The organism is Nocardia sp. NPDC023852, from assembly GCF_040639505.1.
Classification (GTDB): Bacteria; Actinomycetota; Actinomycetes; order Mycobacteriales; family Mycobacteriaceae; genus Nocardia.
In genome coordinates, this window is record NZ_JBFAAB010000080.1 from 1 (window position 1) to 1403 (window position 1403).

The following is a 1403-nucleotide window of genomic DNA, read 5'->3' on the forward strand; positions in this document are numbered from 1 at the left end:
ACAAGACGTTTCGACAACTCGTCGGTCACAAACCGAACATCATGCAGCACAACCGGATCCGATGCAGCGGAACCGAATCACAACCACGTAAGACGACGTCTTAGCCTGCGCCAGCGCTGGATTCGATACTACCGCCTGCTGTAGTGCCGAGCGACAGACAAAAAGGCGTGGCGTACTGGCCGGTAACCCGCCCTGGGCTTATAACAATTCGATCGCAGCAGTGGCGTAGGGACGACCAAGTCGCTTGGTTGCCGCAAGGTCTCGGATACCTCTGGTTGTTGCTGGTAATGGCCCGAGGCCCGCATTGGCCCATGATCTTGATCTGGATTAGAACTGGTACATCCGTTTCGAAATTCTCCGAATTACTTGCGAGTAAGGGTCACTCGCGGCCCGAAATGCTGTCCCCCTCGTCCAGCGCCGCGTCCGACGTCGACTGGTCGCTGTCGGCCGCGCGCTCCTGTCCATCGCCGGCGCGATCATCGGCGCCAATATTCAGTGTTGCCGGGGCCTTACCGGGGGCCCGCCAGACCAGCGGTGAGCGCCACATAATCGGCATGATGGTGCGTTCAGCCGGCCGCGGCCTGGCCGGTCCGAACAGCCTTGTAAGCGGCATTTGCGGACATCTGTGCAGCCGCTCTGGAACCGGATTTCGGCGGCAGTAGACCGAGCAACCTCCCACTGCTCGGCCGCCAGCACCCGATACCGACCACCTCTCAGTGCGGCCACCGCGAACACGATGCACGACCAGTCCTATCGGTGGGCGGGTCGTGCATCCTGTCGGAGTCCTACTGTCCAGCCAGGTTTCGTGCCGCCATCTCCTCCCGCAGACTTGCCTGCACATACCCCATCGCCTCCAGCGCAGCCGGCTCGGCGAACCGCGCGGCCAGCTCTTCCGGCGCAACCTCTTCCACCCCCGCTCCTGTAACCACCACAGGTGTCCCTGCGGAACACGCACCCGAGCAACACGTTCACCGAAAGCCAGCAGCGTCGGCCGAGTGACCACCCGCGCCCCCGCCGCCACCGCCCGGTCGACACTCTCCTCGACACTCGAGACATAGACCCGCAAATGCGACGGTGTCGACGGCCAACCGGGTTTGGCATCGAACAACATGATGACGCTGTCATCCAGCTCGGCTTCGACATGCCCGATATCCCCGTCTGGATCGAGCAGCCGCGACCCGGGCGTTTCGATCGCTGCGAACACCTCGGTCAGAAACCGCACTTCCGCATCGGTATCGGAACTGATGACCCACGCATTGACCCGCGCGTACCGGGCAGGGACCTGAACTTGATCATGATCTGACACCTGAACCGTCGACTTATCTGATGGGAGCGGTTCGTGGTCCGGGGTCAGCTGCCCCGTAGCGTGCCGCAGGAGATCGGGCGGGTTGACTCGTGAACCG

1 protein-coding gene and 1 pseudogene are annotated in these 1403 nt (G+C 62.6%); both read right to left on the reverse strand.

Annotated elements, in window-relative coordinates; translation table 11 throughout:
- Positions 1-785: 785 nt before the first annotated feature.
- Positions 786-911 carry a hypothetical protein gene (locus AB0H00_RS31950; protein ID WP_357273672.1) on the reverse strand — a complete coding sequence of 42 codons (126 nt, stop codon included), beginning with the start codon at positions 909-911 and terminating at the stop codon, positions 786-788.
- 23 nt (positions 912-934) lie between these two features.
- A pseudogene (locus AB0H00_RS31955) lies at positions 935-1306 on the reverse strand (VOC family protein); the annotation flags it as partial.
- Positions 1307-1403 lie beyond the last annotated feature (97 nt).